The 17,514-nt window shown below is 70.7% G+C and carries 13 protein-coding genes; 9 read left to right on the top strand and 4 right to left on the bottom strand.

Features of this window, described 5'->3' with window-relative positions; translation table 11 throughout:
- The 8 genes from AC1DXT_RS06845 (at window position 1) to AC1DXT_RS06810 (ending at window position 9,696) form a co-directional block, all read left to right on the top strand.
- A complete protein-coding gene (locus AC1DXT_RS06845) occupies window positions 1-1,116 on the top strand; it encodes a hypothetical protein (protein ID WP_477060573.1) in 1,116 nt (371 codons plus the stop codon).
- Between the two features lie 62 nt (window positions 1,117-1,178).
- Window positions 1,179-2,543 (top strand): SCO6880 family protein, encoded by a 1,365-nt coding sequence (locus tag AC1DXT_RS06840; RefSeq protein ID WP_477060572.1) that lies wholly within the window; start codon window positions 1,179-1,181, stop codon window positions 2,541-2,543.
- Window positions 2,540-3,847 carry an ATP-binding protein gene (locus AC1DXT_RS06835; RefSeq protein ID WP_477060571.1) on the top strand — a complete coding sequence of 436 codons (1,308 nt, stop codon included), beginning with the start codon at window positions 2,540-2,542 and terminating at the stop codon, window positions 3,845-3,847. Before AC1DXT_RS06840 ends, AC1DXT_RS06835 begins: the two co-directional genes overlap by 4 nt.
- Window positions 3,848-3,852: 5 nt before the next feature.
- Window positions 3,853-4,950 (top strand): DnaB-like helicase N-terminal domain-containing protein, encoded by a 1,098-nt coding sequence (locus AC1DXT_RS06830; protein ID WP_477060570.1) that lies wholly within the window; start codon window positions 3,853-3,855, stop codon window positions 4,948-4,950.
- A gap of 47 nt (window positions 4,951-4,997) precedes the next feature.
- Window positions 4,998-6,755, top strand: a complete 1,758-nt coding sequence (locus tag AC1DXT_RS06825; RefSeq protein WP_477060569.1) for a type IV secretory system conjugative DNA transfer family protein — start codon at window positions 4,998-5,000, stop codon at window positions 6,753-6,755.
- Window positions 6,752-7,966, top strand: a complete 1,215-nt coding sequence (locus tag AC1DXT_RS06820; protein WP_477060568.1) for a lytic transglycosylase domain-containing protein — start codon at window positions 6,752-6,754, stop codon at window positions 7,964-7,966. The genes AC1DXT_RS06825 and AC1DXT_RS06820 overlap by 4 nt, the downstream gene beginning before the upstream one ends.
- Before the next feature lie 3 nt (window positions 7,967-7,969).
- Window positions 7,970-8,944 (top strand): ArdC-like ssDNA-binding domain-containing protein, encoded by a 975-nt coding sequence (locus AC1DXT_RS06815; protein ID WP_477060567.1) that lies wholly within the window; start codon window positions 7,970-7,972, stop codon window positions 8,942-8,944.
- 188 nt (window positions 8,945-9,132) lie between these two features.
- Complete coding sequence (locus AC1DXT_RS06810) at window positions 9,133-9,696, top strand: wax ester/triacylglycerol synthase domain-containing protein (RefSeq protein WP_477060823.1); 564 nt, start codon at window positions 9,133-9,135, stop codon at window positions 9,694-9,696.
- Here AC1DXT_RS06810 and AC1DXT_RS06805 read toward each other — a convergent pair.
- Complete coding sequence (locus tag AC1DXT_RS06805) at window positions 9,590-10,759, bottom strand: hypothetical protein (RefSeq protein ID WP_477060566.1); 1,170 nt, start codon at window positions 10,757-10,759, stop codon at window positions 9,590-9,592. The genes AC1DXT_RS06810 and AC1DXT_RS06805 overlap by 107 nt on opposite strands.
- A gap of 342 nt (window positions 10,760-11,101) precedes the next feature.
- Here AC1DXT_RS06805 and AC1DXT_RS06800 point away from each other — a divergent pair, with 342 nt between their 5' ends.
- The gene (locus AC1DXT_RS06800; protein WP_477060565.1) at window positions 11,102-11,821 is read left to right on the top strand and encodes a hypothetical protein; all 720 of its coding nucleotides are present in this window, start codon (window positions 11,102-11,104) and stop codon (window positions 11,819-11,821) included.
- Window positions 11,822-11,915: 94 nt separating this feature from the next.
- On the opposite strand, the gene AC1DXT_RS06795 is transcribed toward AC1DXT_RS06800, so the two are convergent.
- The 3 genes from AC1DXT_RS06795 to mobF form a co-directional block, all read right to left on the bottom strand.
- Entirely contained in the window at window positions 11,916-12,782 is an 867-nt protein-coding gene (locus AC1DXT_RS06795) for a hypothetical protein (RefSeq protein WP_477060564.1), read from the bottom strand.
- Window positions 12,783-13,371: 589 nt separating this feature from the next.
- Window positions 13,372-13,767, bottom strand: a complete 396-nt coding sequence (locus AC1DXT_RS06790) for a hypothetical protein (RefSeq protein WP_477060563.1) — start codon at window positions 13,765-13,767, stop codon at window positions 13,372-13,374.
- On the bottom strand, window positions 13,764-17,315 hold the full coding sequence (gene mobF / locus AC1DXT_RS06785; RefSeq protein WP_477060822.1) for a MobF family relaxase: 3,552 nt from the start codon (window positions 17,313-17,315) through the stop codon (window positions 13,764-13,766). The genes AC1DXT_RS06790 and mobF overlap by 4 nt, the downstream gene beginning before the upstream one ends.
- Window positions 17,316-17,514 lie beyond the last annotated feature (199 nt).

Here is a 17,514-nt window from a genome sequence, read left to right as displayed (position 1 = left end):
ATGCCGGTCCCGGCACTCGACGCCTGCATCGGCCCGGCGGCCGCCGTCTGCGAGTCCGCGCAGGGCGCTGCGTCCGACTACGTGCTCGGCGGGCTCGGCGGCTCGTTCGTCGGTGGTGCGGAGCAGATAGGCCAGCTTGCGCTGGCTGCGCTGAGCTCGAGCACGTCGATCGACCTGAGCGTCGGCTGGTTCCGCGCGAACGTCGCGGTGATCGCCGCCATCGCCCTGCCGGTCGTCGTGGGGCTCTTCGTCGTTCAGGTGCTGACGTCCGTCCTCCGTCATGAGGCCGGCGGATTGGTGCGCGCCGTTATCGGGGTCGCGAAGGCGATGCTCGGTGCCGCGCTCGCCCTCGGCGTGACGCAGCTCGCGTTGACCGCGGTCGACGGGATCTGCGAGTACATCGCGTCAGCTGCCGGTCTGACCGTCAACGAGGCGGCATCGCAGTTCTTCGACTTCACCGCGCTTCTTGCACTCTCCCCCGCGTTGCAGATCCTGATCGGTCTGGCCCTCATGCTCGGGTTCGTCCTGCTGTGGGGCGTCCTGCTGTTCCGCAAGGCCGCGCTGGTTCTCGTCGCGGTCTTCGCGCCGATCGCCTTCGCGGGGTCGACGTGGGACCAGACCCGGGTGTGGACGCGGCGCTGGCTCGAGATCGTCGCGGCGTTGGTGTTCTCCAAGATCGTCATCGTCGTGGCGTTCGTCGTCGGCGCCTCCGCATTCACCGGCGCCGGACCCACCGAGCCCGGCGTCGCACCCACGCTGCCGGCCGACGGCGTCGCCGGGCTGTCGGACACGCTGGTCGGGATCCTGTTGCTCGCGATCGCGGTGTGGGCGCCGTGGCTGACTTGGCGGTTCGTGCACTGGTCCGGCATGGAGGCCGCTGGGGTCATGCACGCCAACGTCGCGGCCAACCCCATCAGCAAGGCAGCGCGCGGCGCGGCGACGACCACCCGTTACGCCGCGCAACAGGTCGCGATGTCGACGGTGACCGGAGGCATCGGCACGGCAGTGCGCGCTGCAGGCGCGGCGAAGGGGGCATCCGGTGGCCTCGCGGCGGGCGGGCCCAAGCCCACCCCTCCTCCGGCGGTGCCCGTGCCTGACCGGGGTGGCGCGCGATGAGCTCGCCGGAAGACACCTCCGGCACGTCAACGGTCCGGTTCGGTCGCCTGGAGAGCCGCGGCGTGCTGCTGGGGCTGTCCACGTCCCAGCTCGCCATGGTGGGTGTCGCGTTGCTCGTGGCGGTGGCTGCGGTGTTCTCCGCGGGCGCGGGCGGCTTCGCGGTCACGGCACCGGTGTGGTTGACGCTGCTCGTCGCGGGCACAGTCTCGGTTGCCGGCCGGCCGGTCGTCCGATGGGTGCCGCTGCTTGCGCAGTGGCAGGTGCGCAGGCTGACTCGGGCGACCACGGCGATCACCACGACCAGGGAGACGAGGGCCGCCCGCGACGTGCTCGTCCTTCCGGGCGTGACCGGTCACATGGAACTGATCCCCTGCGACGCTCTCAGGGCGACCCTCATCCTCAATCGGCGCGCTGGCGTGATCTGCGGGGTGCTGCGGGTCGCGGGTGCCGGATTCGTCCTGGACGACCCCGCAGCGCAGGAGCACAAGGTGGCCGGGTGGGGCCGTGTGCTGGCCGGGCTGTGCCAGCAGCCGGCGATCGTGCGGGTGCAGCTAATGGCGCGCACCGTCCCTGGCGGCTTGGCTCCTGCACGTCGGTGGTGGCGGGATCGCTGCATCTCCCCAATGACGGACCTGTCCGTGGCCCTGGCCGGACTGCTCGATGGCGGGTTCGTGCGACCACATGCGCGAGACACGCTCCTGGCGGTGGCGCTTCGCGCCCCGCGAGGTCGCCGCGCTCTGACGGCGGCCGACATCGCTGTCGTGGTCAAGCACCTGGACGCGGTCGCGACGTCGCTGATCGGCGCTGACCTCGCGCCGCAGGGGTGGCTTGGGCGCGAGGATCTGACGGCCGTGGTGCACAGCGCCTACGACCCGGAGGCCGCTGCTCGCGCCGAGGACGTGCCGCGGCCGTTCCCCGCTCCGATCGGCGTCGACGAGCAGTGGTCGTTTCTGCGAGCCGACGGTGCGGTGCACGCGACGTACTGGGTCACGGAGTGGCCGCGCAGCGACGCCCACCCCAGCTTCCTGCAGCCCTTGCTCCTCGGGGAGGCGACCCCCAGGACCCTGACCCTGATTGCCGAGCCCATCGCCACCGCCCGGGCACTGCGGGAGATCCGACGGAGCAAGGCCGAGCACATGGCCGACGCGGCTCAACGAACGCGCATCGGCCAGGTCGAAGCCGAGAGCACGCGAGCCGAGGTCGCCGATCTCGAGCGCCGCGAGGCCGAGATCGTGGCCGGCCACGGGGATCTGCGCTTCACCGGGCTGCTCACCGTGTCAGCGACCAGCGAGTCCGAGCTCGAGGAGCGCTGTGCCGCACTCGAGACCGCCGCAGCTCAGGCGATGTGCGAGGCGCGGCGCCTGTTCGGCCAGCAAGGGCAAGCGCACCTGGCAGCAGCACTGCCCTTGGCGAGGAGTGTGCTGTGACCGCGACGAGAACGCCGACGTTCCGTCGGGCTGTCGGGCGGTACCGCAGCGGTCCCAGGCTGCGGCTGCCGGCACACCGGGCGTCGTCGGCGACCCTGGCCGGTGCGTACCCGTTCCTCGTGTCGCCCTCGTGTGACGTCGGCGTCCCTGTGGGGCAGGACGCGCTGACCGGCGGGCCGTTCTGCTTCGACCCGTGGGCGCTGTACGGCGCTGGCCACCTGACGAACCCGAACGTGCTCCTGGCCGGGGTGATCGGGCAGGGCAAGTCCGCGCTGGCCAAGTCGCTCGCGATGCGCAGCATCACCGCAGGACGGTCCGTCTACGTGCCGGGCGACCCGAAGGGTGAGTGGGCCCCGGTCGCCGAGGCGATGGGCGGCACGGTGGTGCGGCTCGGGTCAGGACTGCCGGCCCGGCTCAACCCCTTGGACGCCCCAGAGGGCACAGAACCCCACGGACCGCGGATCCGCCTCCTTGCGGCTGTCGCCGCCCTGACAATCCGTCGCGAGCTCGGCGCCGCTGAGCTCGGCGCGCTGGACGCGGCCCTCACCTTGGCCGAACGCCGTCGCAGCTCACCCACGATCGGCGACGTCCTCGAGACGCTCGCCTCCCCCGACGCCTCGGCGGCGCGTTCGGACGGTGTCCGTGTCGCAGATCGATCGGCGGATGGTCGCGATGTCGCCCATGGGTTGCGCCGCCTCGTGCGCGGCGACCTGGCGGGACTCTTCGACGGGCCCTCGACCGAATGCCTCGATCCGCATGCACCCATGGTCGTGCTCGACCTGTCACGCCTGGGCTCCGACGAGGACGCGCTGGCACTGGCGATGACGTGCGCCTCGGCGTGGCTCGAAGGCGCACTACTGGTGTCGACCGCGAAGCGATGGGTCATCTACGACGAGGCGTGGCGGGTCCTTCGACACGCCGCACTGGTGCGCCGGATGCAGTCGCAATGGAAGCTCTCGCGCGCCCACGGCATCGCGAACCTCATGGTGCTGCACCGGCTCAGCGACCGGGACGCCATCGGCGAGCACGGCTCCGAGGCTCGCTCTCTGGCGCAGGGACTGCTGGCGGACTGCTCGACCCGCGTCATCTACCGGCAGGAGTCCGACCAGCTCGACGGCACCGCCACCGCGCTGGGCCTGACGCGGCCAGAACGGGACCTGCTGCCCGTGCTGCCGCGGGGCACCGGGCTGTGGAAGATGCCGCGCCGCACCCACGTCGTGCACCACGTCCTGCACCCCGTCGAGGTCGACGTCGTCGACACCGACTCCGCCATGCGCGACGACACCAAACACGAGGACCGGTGATCACCATGAACGACGACGCCATCATCCGGCTGTCCGAGCAAGCCGCCCTCGGCTCCGTCCTGCTGCACCCCGACACACTGGATGACATCCAGCGCTGGCTCCGGGCAGGCGACTTCGCCGACACCTGGCACGCCCAGGTCTTCACCACCATGCTCGAGCGGCGCGCCGCCGACGAGGCGATCGACCCCCAACGGATGGCCGACGCCCTCGTCGAGCGGCTCGGCACCCGACGGGCGAACCTGCCGCGGCTCGCGGACCTGCTGCACGTGACACCACCGCACCCCCAGGCCGTCACCTACGCGCGGATGGTGCTCGACGGCGGCCTACGTCGAGAGATCGCCGGCACCGGCGTGCTCCTGCGCGCGGCTGCCGTGCGGTGCGCATCGGATCGCATGTCACGCCCGATCTACGCGACCTGCAACGTCGTGGACGCCGCGATGGACTGCGCCGAGGCGAGATGGGCCAAGGCCACCGGCCAGCCACACGACGAGGTCGTCGTCCCGCTCGCCCTGCGGGCCGTGATGCGGAACACCGAGGCGCGGATGGGTGCCGACAAGTACCTGTCCGGGCACCCCGGCCGCGATGCCGGTTCCGAGCGCCGTAACCTCGTGGCTCTGATCGGCGCGCTCATCGCCCAGCCCGACCACATTCCGGGTGTCGCCGCATGGCTGGCACCCAACCGGGTCCCCGATCCCGGGTGGCGCGCCGTCTACGGGACTCTGCTCGAGCTCGCCGAGCTAGAGCAGCATGTCGACATCGTCACCGTCGCTTGGGCGACCCGCGCGCACGCCCACCACGAGCAAGGGGTCCCGGGACTGTCCGAGCTGCGGGCCGCCGTCGACGACGGCTGGTCCCGGCAGCTCGATCCCGCGATCCAAGCCGTCGCCGGCGACCAGGTACGGCACCTGGCCGATGCCGGCGCCGCGCAGCTCGTCGCCGGCGCCGCGAACCCCGGTGTGCTCGTCACCGACCTGGTCGACACCGGGCACCTGGTGACCGCTGCCCTGCGCCGCACGGCCGCGGCCATGCCGATCCAACCGGCCTACACCCCCGCGGCCGCCCCCGAGCTGCGCACCCAGCAGATCGAGTCGGTCTCCCGGTGAGGCCGACGCACCATGGACCGCGTCCCGGCACCGCGGGCGGCCCGGACATGACGACGTGGGCGATGACGGCCGGCGCCGCCGTCCTCGTCCTGGCCGCGGTCCTGTGGTCCGGAGCGGCCCTTGCCTGCGTCCTGACCGGTCGCCCGCCCCCGACCGCGGGACTGCTCACCGCGCTCAGCGCGATCACGCACCCCGGCGACCCAGCCTCGGTGTGGCCCCGCCCGTCCGCGCTGCCCGGCCCCGTGGCGTATTGGGCCGGGACCGCGCTGGCCGCGGCAGCCTGGGTCTGCGTCGTGTGGGGCATCTGGTGGGTGTGGCGCCGCCTCGGGACCACGAGCGACGGGCGTGCTGGTGCGCTGCGAGACCTGCCGGGGATGGCAGCGCCCCGTGCCGTGCACGCCGTCGCGGGTCAGCGGAGCCTGCGCGGCCGCGCGTCGGTCGTGCGCCCGTCCCTTGACCGGTCCGCCACCCCGCAGCAGGTGGGGTTCCGGCTTGGGCGGCTTCGCGGCCGCGACCTGTGGTGCACCGTGGAGGACTCCGCCCTGCTCGTCGGACCACCTCGGATGGGCAAGGGCCTGCACGTGGTCATCCCCTGGGTGCTGGACGCCCCAGGACCGGTCGTTGCCACGTCCACCCGCCCGGACACGCTCGCCGTCACGCTGCGAGCTCGTCGAACCAGGGGTCCGGTCGCGATCTTCGACCCGCAGTGCCTCGCCGGTCTGCCCGGCGGGCTGGCCTGGTCACCCGTGCGCGGCTGCGAGACTCCCCGCACCGCCCTGGTCCGAGCGCGCGGGCTGGCTGCCGGCGCGGGCTTTGGTCGCACCGTGTCCGACTCCGACTTCTGGGCCGGACAGACCGAGACCGCCCTGCGCTGCCTGCTCCACGCCGCCGCCCTCGACAACAGGCGCGCCGTCGACCTGTACCGCTGGTCCCTCAACCCGGCCCTGGCCGAGGACGCCGTCACCATCCTCAACCACAGCGCCGCGGCCGCGGACGGCTGGGCCGACGCCCTCGAAGCTTCCATCCACTCCGACCCCCGCACCCGCGACTCCATATGGCTCGGCGTCCGCCAATCCCTGGCGGCCCTCGCCGATCCCGACGTCCTGGCCGCCGTCGACCCAAAGCGCGACGAGTCCTTCGACCCCACGACGTTCCTGCGAGAGTCCGGCACGCTCTACCTGCTGGCCTCCGCGGTCGCCTCCGGATCTTGCGCACCGTTGGTCGCGGCGTTCGTCGAAGACATCACTGAGACCGCCCGCGCCCTGGCTGCGCGCTCCCCCGGCGCCCGTCTCGACCCACCCCTGCTGCTCGCCCTCGATGAGATCGCCAACCTCACCCCGCTGCCGTCACTGCCCTCGCTGATGGCCGAAGGCGGCGGCTCCGGCATCACCACCCTGGCCGTCCTGCAGTCCCTGGCCCAAGCCCGCGCCCGCTGGGGCGAACACGCCGCAGACGCGATCTGGGACGCCGCGACCGTCAAGATCGTCCTGGGTGGACTGGCCAAGTACCGCGACCTCGACGACGTCGCCCGCCTCGTCGGGGAGGTCGACGAGCTCACCGAGACCCGCTCCCGCGGCCGCGCCGGCGAACACTCCTCGTCGACGTCCGTGCGAACCGTCCCGGTCATGCCGGCCTCGGTGCTGCGGACCTTGCCGTTCGGCGCCGGGGTGCTGCTGCTCCGCCAGACCAAACCCACCGTCATCGACCTGGCCGCCTGGACGGCGCGACGTGACGCAGCCGACCTCCACGCCGACCAGAAGGCCGTCGAGCACGCCACCGCCACCGGAACGGCGGTCCCCGCATGATCAAGCTCGCACTCGGCACGCTCGGGTTCCTCGCCGTCCCGACCATCGCCATCGTCACCGCCGTCGCCGTCGGCGGAACGGCCAGCGCGTGTATCACCAGCTCCGCCGGCAGCCCACTCGCCGACGACGCACCCATCCCGGCCACCGCTCGTGCCTGGATCGCCGAGACGAAGGCGACTTGCCCCGACCTGCCCGAGACCTGGATCGCGGCCGTCATGGCCCAAGAGTCCGGGTTCCGACCCGACGCCCACGCCGACGACTCCAACGGCGGCACCTGGGGACTGCTGCAGATGAACGCCTCCATCTGGCGCGCGCACTACAGCCACCCCTGGCACGCCGACCTCGACCACAACCGCACGCCCGACATCGAGGACCCCGCCACCCACGCCCGCGTCGGCGGCACCTACCTGTGCGCACGACTCGACGGCGTCCGCAGCATCCGCGAACAACACCCGGAGTGGGCATCCTCGAACATCCCGATCCTCGACGCCCTCGTCATCGCACACAACGCCGGCGAATCCCGCCTGCGCACCTACCCCACCATCCCCGCCATCACCGCCCAGTTCGTCGCCAACGTCCGCGAGCGCATGACCGAGTGGTCCGCCGACGCCGTGTCCGGCGCCGTCCCCGAACTCGCCAACCCCGACCTCACCGCAGCGGTCACCCCGGTGGACGGATCACCAGCGACCGGATGCGCAGTCCCGATCGGCAGCGGCGAAGTTGCCGTCCCACCCGGCACCCCAGCCGACGTCGCGACCGCCGTCCGCAACGGCCTGGCCTACGTCGGGGTCACCTCCGGCTGGCGACAGCTGTGCGACCGGCTCGCCTGCCGCGCCTACGGCTACGTCGGGTCCGGGTTCACCTCCGCGAAAGCGCACTGGACCGAGATGCTCGCCACCGGGCACGCCCACCCGGCCGACGCCTGCCCACCGCTGGGCGCGTTCACGTTCTGGAACACCGGGCGACCGTTCGGCCACGCCTCCCTGGTCGTGCAAGCCGACCCCGGCTGCGACCCCACCAAGATCCTGCTTACCGCCAACGAGGTCTTCGACTCCGCCACCGGCAACCATGGCGGGGTCTACCTGATCAGCTTCGCCCGCCTGTCCTCGATGTACCTGCACGGCAACGGCTACCTCGGCTGGTCCAACCCCATCTGCAAAGGCGCACTCCTGCCCGCCGGCACCGCCCACCCCGCACCCTCGGGGCGATAGGCCATGTCGAGCCTCACCGTCCCGTCCAGCGAAGAACGTCTGGCTGCGCTGCACGACAAGCTCATCACCGCGGTGGCCGACCTCGTGCACTCGGACCGCTGGCGGCAGATGCTCATCGCCGCAGCCCGCTTCCCGACCTACTCCCCGTCCAACGTGCTGCTCATCGCCTCCCAACGCCCCAACGCCACCCGCGTCGCCGGCATCCGCACCTGGAACAACCTGGGACGCCGCGTCAACAAGGGTGCACGCGGCATCGCGATCCTCGCCCCCTGCACCTACCGATCCGCAACCACCGACGGCGAGGTGCCAACCCGCGATGGTGAACCGATCGCGGCGCGCCCGGCGGATCCGGATCCGGTCTCCATGCGTGAGCTGCGCGGCTTCCGCGTGGTGCACGTCTTCGACGTCAGCCAGACCGACGGTGCTCCGCTCCCCACCGTCGAGCCGCACTTGCTGACAGGAGACGCACCGCAGCACCTCTGGGCGCACCTCGCGGCTCTGGTCGCCGACGACGGGTTCACCCTCGAGCGCGGTCCATGCCCACCGGGGGCCAACGGCTACACCGCCTACCGCACCAACACCGTGCGCATCCGTGACGACGTCGAACCCGCACAAGGGACCAAGACGCTGGCCCACGAACTCGGGCACATCCGCGCCGACCACGAGCACCGCTTCCCCGAGTACGCCAGCAGTGCGCAGTGCCGCGGACGCGCCGAGGTCGAAGCCGAGTCAATCGCGTACCTGGTGGCCGCCACCGCCGGCATGGACACCGCGAACTACTCCCTGCCCTACATCGCCGGCTGGTGTGAGGGCCGCCCCGACCTGCTGCGAGACTCGGCCACGCAGGTGCTGATCGCGGCGCGCTCGATCGGGTCTCCCGACGCCCCTGACAGCAGAGTCGAACCTCCTGCACACCTGGCAGTAGGCGACTTTCGGGACTTATCCCCGGCGAGCCTCGACGGACTCGATCACCGGTAGCGCGTGCCCGACCATGCGCGTCGCGCGTGGCTCGGTCGGTTCAGCGCCGTTGGCGCTCCCGCATTTCAGTCGAGGCGAAGCCGTTTCGCGCGCCAGAACCCCGGAGCGATGCGATGCGACGGCTGTCGGGACCTACGGCTCTGACCCTGACGAGCCGGTCCGTCGAGACTGACCCTGTTATGTAACGGCTGACGGTCTTCGACCGGGCGGAGCTCGCGACGGACGTCGGGCCGAACCCGCGGCACATCACGGTGCTGTTGGTCCTCGGCGGACCGGCGCCGGACGTCGCCGAGGTGCGTCGCCGCCTTGAGCGCGCGCTCGAGAGGCAACCGCGCCTCACGGCCCGGGTGCACCGGCCAGAAGGATCGTTCCGGGCGCCGACGTGGGAGGTCGATGCGGTCGACCTCACCCGGCACGTCGTCCACCGGACAGTGCCGGGTGCCGAACCGCTCACGATCGCCGTCGAGGACCTCGCGCAACCGCTTTCATGCGGACCGCCCGGCGTGGCGGCTCACCGTCCTGGAAATCGGCGACGACGCACGGTCGCCGAGCCACCTGGAGAGCAGCGGCTGCCATTGATCGGCACGGCGGCCTCCGCGCCGTCTCGCTCTCCTGTCCGGCGAGCCGCGCTTCGTGCGATGGTCGTCACGCCATCGAGATCTCCTGGCGGGCGGTGTTCAGAGCAAGGTCGAGAAACTCGATCTCTTCGGGCGTTCCGTCGTAAAGGCGGTCGGCGACTGTGGGGTCCTTGATGGGCGCCAACGGCAGGGCGATCACGGTCGCGAGGTTGATCAGAATCTTGGCCAACCGCGCCGACACGGTGTCGCCGGAAGTCGGAGGGGTGTCGATTGCTGAACCCTTCGATGGGGCGTTGCCGCCGACAACTTCGGTTCGGATGGCGGTCCTCTTGGCGGTTTCGCTGTCCGCGACGAGGGCGTCGACACGGACCTCACCCACAGTGACGATCGTTTCGACTGCGGACGCGCGGCTCGCGACGCGCGCGATCACCTCCGCATTCCAGAGCTGGCTCGCCTCCACACGGTCGAGCTCGGCGGACTGCTCGCGTTGCTTGCTCAGCATGCGCGGACCCGCCTTGATCAACGCGAGCCCACCGATCGTGACGGCTGCGAGACCGACGATGCCCGTCAGGAGCGCCACGCCACCAGCCATCCCCATGCCGCCAACGCTGAGGGCGCCGCCGCCGAGCCACGCCAGGGTCGCTGATGTCGCGGCCGCGCCTGATAGCGCCGAGATCGCGGTGCCCGTCGACGCCGTCGCGAAGGCCGCCACGGTCGCGAACGTGGCAGCGGCAGCTCCCGCCCCAACCGCAGCCCCACCAGCACCAGCGGCCCCAGCGCGTCCGAGCATCAACGTCAGATCACCTGCCAGGCGGTACCGGTGGCTGCGCAGCGCGTCCTCCGGGGAGGCCGCCAGGTCATCGGGCTCTGATCCACGGATCTCCTTGAGGGCTGCAATCGCGCTCTCAGGATCTGAGGCCTCGATTGCCTGCATGGTCTTGATTCCCAATGCTCGTCCACGTTCGGCGCTCTCTTCGAGCCGTCCCAGCGCGCTGCGCAGGAGCTCTGTCAGCGCGCGGTTCTGCTCGGTGACCTTCTTGGCCCGTGCGGCGTTGTCACGCATGACGGACGTTGCCTGGACCAGAGCGGGTGCGGTGTTGCGTGCCCGCCCCACATCGCATGCCTCCTTCAGCTGCCGACGACCCGACTCGGGTGAGGAGTCGAACAAGAGCTCCGCGTACGCGTCGAGTTGCTCGTCGTGAATGGGCCGCTGACCGCGCTCGATCTTCTTGACCATCGCCTCGCTGTACGGCTCGCCCCTTCCGTCTTCGCTGGCCGCTCGGGCAGCGAGTGCGGACTGGAACGCGGTTGTCGTCGCGTACTTCGCCCGGCGCCTGGTGGTCACGAGTTCGGCGAGCTCTCGGTACCGCGTGGCGGACAGATCAACGTTGTCCTCAGTTTGTCCCGACATGGTGGGCAATCTACCGCGACCCGAGCGCTACGAGCGGGTGAAACGCGATGTGGCGCTTGACGCGAGCCGTCGAACGGGTGGATCGTCCGTGTCCAAGACAACACGGGACAACGTTAAGTTGTCCCTGGACAAGACAGGAATCGGACAATGACAACTTTTGATGCGTCGATGAACTTGCAGGGTCTGCTCACGCGGGCATTCGACACCGCACTGACGACGGGAGGATCACACGCAGTCGAGACCGTTGCGGCGGTTCGCGCAAGGCGCCCAGAACGGTCGCCCGAGCAGGTCCGCAAGCTGATCGAGAAGCGCTACATGGCGACCGTTGCAAGCAGCGGAGCCGTTGCAGGGGGCATCCCCATTCCCGGCGTGGGCGTCGCGGCATCAGTCCTCGACGCGGTCGGGTTCGTCGGACTGAGTGTCCGGCTGGTCTTGATCGAATCCGCGCTCGCGGGCGACCCGCTCGATGATGTGGACCGCCTCCGGACACTCGCGCTCGGCGCGATGATCGGACAGGGTGCGTTCGGTGTCATCCAGGAGGCGAGCAAGCGGACCGGCAAGTACTGGGGCGTCAAGGCGGCCAGAGCGGTCCCACTCGAGACCATTCGAGCGATCAACAACGTCCTCGGTCCCGACTTTGTGACCCGCTATGGGACCCGCCAGGGCATCATCGTGCTCGGCAAGGCGTTCCCCGCTGGATTCGGAGCGTTGCTCGGCGCGGGCGGCAACGCGGCCCTGGGTGCCGCAGTCATCAAGGGTGCGCACCTACTGTGCGGGCCGACCGTCGAGGCGTGGGATGAGGTTGTTGTTGCGGCGGACTCGACGCTCGCGTTCTTCAACCGGTCGAGGCCTGGCGACGATGGCGACCTGATGCCCGCGGCCGCGTGACGGGCATTGCACTGGGGTGACGGGAGCTGGGTGCCGCGTGTCGACCGCCCGGCGCCGGCCGCTGCGGGCCGGAGCGCAAGCGTTCACTACAGCTTCAGCGCAGCCGCTGCTCGGTGACGTTGATCTCGATCGGCGGGACGTTGCCTGCCAACCGCTGCCCGGCGAGTAAGTACTGCATCCCAAGCCGGTCGATGTCCCGGTTCGCCATCGGACCCAGCCACACCTCGGTCACAGGGTGCAGCCCTGCCTCGGGTTGCACCTCCGTGTATGGGCGGATGGTGCCCTCGACAACGCGGGTTCGGGCGATGCGCTCCTCCCTCGTGCTTGCGAACACCAGCCGTGCTTCCTGCTCACTTTCGAAGGCTGGGCTCTTGAGGTGGGCGGCGAGGTGGTCGAACCACCGGGCTGCAAGCGGTTGGTCCAAGCTGCCGTCCTGCGCGGCGCGGATTGCAGATTGGAACATGTTCTCGATCAGCTGGGACGCCTCCGTCGGGTCGTACACCACCTTCCGCCATCTGGCGGTCACGTGCTTGGGATGCGCTCCGGGAAGCAACTGGACCGCCCAAGTCACGGGGCGTAGACCGAGGCTGTAGTGGCCGTACAAGCGGTACTGGTCGAGATGGTCCGATCGGGTCGATGCCGAAAGCACGTAGCTCTGTGGCGCGTCCAGCCAGCGTGGATGGTTGAACACCTCGTCGATGACGGCCGCCAGAGCAGCAGGCTTGCTCTCGAGAATCTCCTCGCGCTCGCGCCATTGCGCCGCGATCAGTTGACGCCCATACAGTCGCTCGTTCGGATCGTTCATCGTCTCGATGTGGGACGCGAACAGCGTCTTGGTCTCGATGATCGCGTGCGCCGCAGCGGCGGACGTGTAGTGGAACACGGGCCTGGTGACCAGCGTCGGCAGCGAAGCTTGAGCGTAGGGATGGTCCGCGAAGATGCTCGGAAGGTCGTCGCCCATGCCTGGACAGTAGCGACCGGAGCCGGCCCTCGATGAGAGCCTCGTCGCCGCCCTGTTCCGTGCCTGGACGTTGTGCTCGGGGCCGGTTCGCGACCTTGAGCCGGATCAGGCGATCGCGCGGAGCCCGAACTTGCGGACGACGCGACGCGCTGGGACGGCCTGCACTCTCGCAGCTCGTCGCCACGCTGACGTCAGCGGCTCATCGCGCCACGCGTTCGGTCAGAACGGCCTCGGAGGCGCGAACCAGCGTCTCGAGTCGCTCGTCGAACTCGGCAAGCCGGTGGATGCCCTTGCTCGACGCCCCGGTGAAGGTTTTCACCGGCGGGAATGACGTCGGCCTCGAGGTCGGCCGGCACGAGGATGAGCCAGGTCGTCCAGGCTCTGTGCCGCGAGCCGTTTGTGTTCGTGCTGAAGGCTCGCGACATCGTTGGCTTCGTGACGCCTGCGGACGTTGGCTCTGCGCCAGCGCGGACCCACTACCACCTCTTGCTGGCGGGCCTTGAAGTCTCCGTCGCGCGACTGCTCCGAGGGTCGCGGCGCAGCGACCTTCGCCGCCTGCGTCACCTCGACACGGTTATAGGAGACACGCCTAGAGCGAACGGTGCGTGTCCGGCCGGCATCCGGTTCGAGCGACCCAGTCAGCGATTCGTACGCGGGCGACGGCGAAGCGTTCGTGCCAGTTCAAGGGGGCATCGGGGACCGCGCTCGTCGAGAACGCGCCCTGCCATGCGAGCTGCAAGGCGGACAGTTCCTCGATGAGTTCTGGGTGCTGAGTCCAGCACGGCGGTACGACACGGTGGTCAAGCCGGTAGCGCTCGGCGAGCCAGGTCACCCAGACGTCGAGGTCCTCGAGCAGTAGCTCTTGCTCGGCTGCGGTGAACGCGGACCAGACGATCGGGGTGGGCGGGCCGATCGGCGCCGGAAAGGTGCGCTGAGGAAAGAACCCCGGCCGGGCAGTCGGTGCCCTGCGCCTCGTTCGGCTCATCGGATCGCAACTCCTCGGGTCGCGGTGCTCTGAGTCGGGTCGGCCGGCGCCCTTGCCGGACCCTGCGGTAGCTGCGACCGCTGTTCGTCCAGGTGGGCGACGGTGGCGGTGATCTCCGCGAGCCAGGCGCCTCGTGCGCGCGGGTCGCGCGGTTCTGGGCCGAGCCGCTCGAGCCAGGCCGGCTGCTCGGCGAGCACGGCGTCGGTCAGTGCGGCCGCTCGTTGGGCGATCAGGTGCTCAATGGTGGTGAGAATCGCGAGGCCGTCGTGATCGAGGCCGGCGCTGCTGCTCGCTGCTGGGACTTCCTGGGGGTTCTCGGCGTGTGCGCGCAGCCAGCGGCTTGCCTCTCTGGTCAGAGCCTCGACCGAGGCGTCGGCCGTCGCGGCGTCGACCAGTTCGGCGACGATGGTGGCGGGATCGGGGGTGAGGGTGGCGACCCGATCGAGTGTCGTGAACAGCGTTCCTGCCTCGGGTGTGGTCCGCAGGTTCTGGATGGCCTCGGCGCGAAGTCCCGCACGATCCAGCGCCTTGGTCCATCGGTGCCGGGACGCTTCGGCGAGCAGGGTTCGGCGGATGGGTTCCAGCCTGTGCATCGAGTCGGCTGCCTGCTGCTCGGCGGCGATCTGTGCCGTGGCTGACTGCTCGGCGCTGGGCGTCGCGATGATCGCGGCCAGCACGTCGTGGCCGGCGATGTTGGTCGGGGCGTCGGGCAGGTCGTCGCATTGGGGGTCGACGGCGTCCAGCGCGACGTAGACGTGGTTGGCGTGTCGTCCGCGTGTCATCGCGACGTACAGGTTCTCGCGAGCCATGCCGGGGTGGGCCAGCACGTGCGTGTGGTCGACGGTGATTCCCTGGGCGCGGTGGGTGGTGCTGGCGTACCCGAGCTCGACGTCCTGCGCGACGTAGTCAGCGGGGAGCAGCACCGATGCCGCCCCCTCGCCGGCGGCGGATCGTGTCCGCGAGGCGGTCAGTGATCCGTCGGGGTGGGTGTGCGTGACGGTCCAGAGGTCCCCGTTGCGCACGTAGGAGTGGGGGCCGGCGCCCGCCAGGCGGAGGGTGCGCTCGTTGCGGCGGGTGACTATCCGGTCCCCCACGCCGATCCGTTCGCCGGATGTCGAGGCGACGCCGTCGCCGGTCACGAGTCCGTCGGCCACGCGGTCGCGGTGGGCTCGGGCGTTCAGCGCGGCGACGGTCCGGGCGTCGGGTGCGATCAGGAGCGCGTCGACGCCGTCCTCGACGTCGGTCGCCCACGCCGTGTAGGCGTCCTCGAGCATCGCCTCGGCGGCTCCGGCGTGCACCCGGTCGTGCTCGACGTACTCCTCGACCACCCTGGGATCCCCATCGCGAAGGCCCAGACTGGCCGCGGCTTCCCACGGGTGGCTGAACCGCCACAAGGACGTGAGCCGCGCAGGGTGCGTGCGGTCGGCCAGCAACGCGAACGCCCCACCCGCGTCGACCGCGGACAGCTGCCCGTGGTCCCCGACCAGCAGCACCTTCGCCCCCGCCGTCCCCGCCTGAGTGACGAGGGTGTCCAGGGTGAGCGTCCCCGCGAGGGATGCTTCGTCGACGATCACGAGTTGGCCTGCCCGCATGGACCATCGGGCGCTCTCGCGGGCTTGCGCTGCCAAGGCTGTCTCGATCGTCCGCAACGCTCGCACGTCCCCGTCACGCGCCGCCCGATCGCGGGCGACGGTCAGCCGGGTGGTGAGGGCGGCGCGCCGTCCGGCTCCCTGGCCGGTGGACTCAAAGGTCCACTTGGCCGTGTTCTCGCATGCGATACCCAGTGCCCGGGCCAACTCCGCGGCGGCGGACGACGACGGTGCCAGCCCGATGACCGCACCGCGCCCGTACGAGTGTTCCCATGCCCGACGCACGCCGCGCAGGGTGGTGGTCTTCCCCGAGCCAGCCGGCCCAACGAGCACGTCGAGGCGGCGCGCGGAGGTCGCGACCTGTCGCACGACGTCCACCTGGTCCGGCGCGAGCCGTGTGTGGCCGTCTGAGGCGGCCACGACCAGCGCGGCCATGGACGTCGCCGGACCATCGGCAAATGCCGCTGTGAGCAGGCGGGCTTCGGCGTCGAGGACTCGCCGGTCGGTGAACCGCTCCTCGTTCGGGCGGTCGAAGACCGAGGCCCCGTCCGGACGTTGATACCCCGGCCCGGTCTCGAACAGGGCGGGTGYTGCCGTCGAGATTCCGTCGCGCAAGGCGGCGCTCGTCACCGAGTCGAGCAGCGAGAGTCGGTCGGTCACGCTGGCCATCGCGAACCCGCGAGTCACCCGCGCTGCTTCGGCGAGCACGTTCCACCGGGTCCAGGTCGAGCGGCGCTCCATCACCCCGGCCAGCACCACCTGTGCCACCCGCTCGACCACCTCCGCCGGCACCGCCGCGGCACCAATTGGGACGCTGTGTTCTCGCCGAAGGGCGGCGGTCGTGAGCTGCTCCGGGCTCCGCCCGGTCAGGGCGGCCGCGCGGGTGCGCCATGTTGCCAGCAGCTCGCCCAGGGGGCGGACGTGCTTGCTCGGTCGCGTGGCACGGGTGACCTGTTGGCGGAGCCGCGTGATTTCGATCCGGTTCGGTGTTCGCCCGTGCGCGGCGGCGAACCGGGCGACCTCGTCGGTCATCGCCTCGTCGATGCGGGTGGATCGGGTCGAGAACTCCCCCATCAGCGCGTCGGCGACGCCGTCGACCTCGAGCCGTGGGCTGCGTCGCGCCCCGCGGTGTCGCCACCCCCACCGCACGGGCAATCGCCGCGCCAGTTCGTCGGCCATCAGCGCGTCGTACACCTCCGAGATCGCGACCGTCGCATGGTGCAGCGCCCGCGAGTCCAGCGACCTCCACGCCCCGTCTGGCCCCTGCACCTTGTTCGCGACCACCAGGTGCGTGTGCAGGTTGGGGTCCCCGGCCCTGGAGTCCCAGTGATCGAACGCGACCGCGATCGCGCCCTGCGTCGGCTCTTGCCGACACCCCCCGTGACCGGTCCGCGTGTACAGAGCCCGGTCCTCGAGAAACGCCAACGCCTGGTCGACCGCAGCCCGGTGCGCCGCCAGGACGGTGGCCTGCGTGCGGTCGTCGGCGACCGCCCACAGCGTGGAGACCGACTTCGGTGGCGTGAACGTCAGATCGAACCCCGCCACGGCCTTCGGTGCACCGCGCGCGAGCTCGACCCGTGTGATCGCGTCGATCGCTGCCCGCCGCGCCCCGGCATCCAACCCCTCGGGCAGTGCGTCCACTTGGGCAGCAACCCTCTTAGCCACGGGGTCCCCGGTCACGTAAGCCCGGCCGAGCGGCACGCCCGTCGCCGGGTCGCACCCTTTCCCGAAGAGCCGGGCCATGGGTTGCTCGTCCACCACATCACCACGCTCGATTCCGATGGCGTCCGCTCCCCCGACGCCGCGCAGACCCGACCCGAGCCACCTGCCGGGCGGGTTTCCGGACGCGGTGTAGTAGGCCGTCAACGACGTCGAACCGGCACGGTCGCAGTCCCCGGACGCGGTGTGCCGCAACAGGTACTGATAGCCGGCGCCGGCAGTCAGCCGGTGCAGCGTCATCACCATGACGCCGCACCGATCGGACTTCGAGGCGTGAGTTCCATGCCGTGTAGTGCGCCCGTTCCCGCGTAACCCGCGAGCCCGAGCTCGTGTGATCGACCTTTGGTGCCAGAGGTGTCATGGCCCAATTCCCTTCCTCACGACCCTCGTCGAGTCCGTCGCTGGTCGATCTCGCGTCTTGCGCACTCTCTGGCGCACC

The organism is Cellulomonas sp. P1_G12_2 (genome assembly GCF_056405535.1).
The sequence above is the reverse complement of the archived record's forward strand: the minus strand, read 5'-3'. Positions and strand labels throughout refer to the sequence as shown.